This is a genomic window from Microcoleus sp. BM001215392, assembly GCF_036700185.1.
Classification (GTDB): Bacteria; Cyanobacteriota; Cyanobacteriia; order Cyanobacteriales; family Microcoleaceae; genus Microcoleus.
Genome location: NZ_JAUBOJ010000714.1, coordinates 1 through 1,390 on the forward strand (window position 1 = coordinate 1; position 1,390 = coordinate 1,390).

Genomic DNA, 1,390 nt, shown 5'->3' on the forward strand with positions numbered 1-1,390 from the left:
TGTTCACCGCGAAGACCTCAAATTAATTTTGTCTATGTGGTCCCAATCGCGATCGCCAGATCAAGAATTTTCCTGCGAATTCCGCCACATCCAGCGAGACGGAACAATCCGGTTTGGTCGGGCAAAAGCAGCTCCGATTTTTGCCTACGGAGGTCAACTAATTGGTTACGTCGGCACAGTCACAGATATCACAGAAAGTCGAGCAATTGAAAAAATGAAAAATGAGTTTATTTCCATTGTCAGCCACGAACTGCGAACGCCGCTGACCTCAATTCGCGGTTCTTTAGGTTTGTTGGCGGCTGGGGTGCTCAAAGATCGACCGGAAACTGCCAAACAGATGTTAAACATTGCGTCGAGTGATACCGAACGGTTAGTGCGTTTGGTCAACGATATTCTCGATTTAGAGCGGCTCGATTCGAGCCAAGTTACCATTGTTAAGCAGTGGTGCGATGCGCAGGTTTTGATGCGGAAGTCTGTGGAAGCTGTGATGTCTGTAGCTGCTGAAAATAAGATTGATTTGGTGATTTTGCCCGCAACGGCACAAATTTGGGCTGACCCGGACAGGATTGTGCAACTGCTAGTAAATTTGTTGAGCAATGCGATTAAATTTTCGCCTCCGGGGTGTACAGTAACTGTCAGAGTTGAAGATTTGGGCGATTCCCTAAGGGATAGCTACGCTTCACGGGCTTTATTTGAAGTCAAAGATCGGGGGCGGGGGATTCCTGCTGATAAACTAGAAACTATCTTTGGCCGATTTCAACAGGTCGATGCTTCTGACTCCCGTCAAAAAGGAGGTACAGGTTTGGGTTTGGCTATCTGTCGCAGCATCGTGCAGCAGCACGGCGGCAGAATTTGGGTTCAAAGTGTTGTCTCAGAAGGCACGAGTTTTTATTTTACAGTGCCTGCACCGCCCGAAGGCGAAGGGGGAAAAAGTTAGATGGCTTTCCTAGGGAGCGCGTTCATGTATAGCGTTCCTCGCAATGCAGGCGGGGAGTATGAATTTGCGAGTATTCATTGGTGTCAACTGCAAGTTTTATGTAGTAGGGATATACTGTTTGGCTATTAGGTTTCGCTCCCCTAGCCTCCATTAAAAAAGTGGGTACAAGAGCGTTCTCTTTGGTTCGGCTGCTTAAGTGAAGGAGACTGGAGCCTGCTCTCGCGTGCCCCTACAACCAGGGAGATTTAGGGGAATCGAGCCTGGGTTACAGTTAGATTTATCCAGAGTTTTACTTGATAGTTGACACCAATAGTGAGGTATGTATTTAGATTTTTAATTTCTCGGTTTAATTAGGTGGATCTCGCGTGCGCAAGTCATGTTTCGGTTGAAGACGATCGATTTAAAATTTGGGTTTTAATTATGTCAACAAAGCGCATTCTGGTAATTGATGAT

At 46.5% G+C, this 1,390-nt stretch carries 1 protein-coding gene; it reads left to right on the forward strand.

Annotated elements, in window-relative coordinates:
- The coding region (locus QT974_RS34380; protein WP_333472820.1) for a sensor histidine kinase at positions 1-937 on the forward strand (937 nt) is incomplete at its 5' end.
- Between the last annotated feature and the right edge of the window lie 453 nt (positions 938-1,390).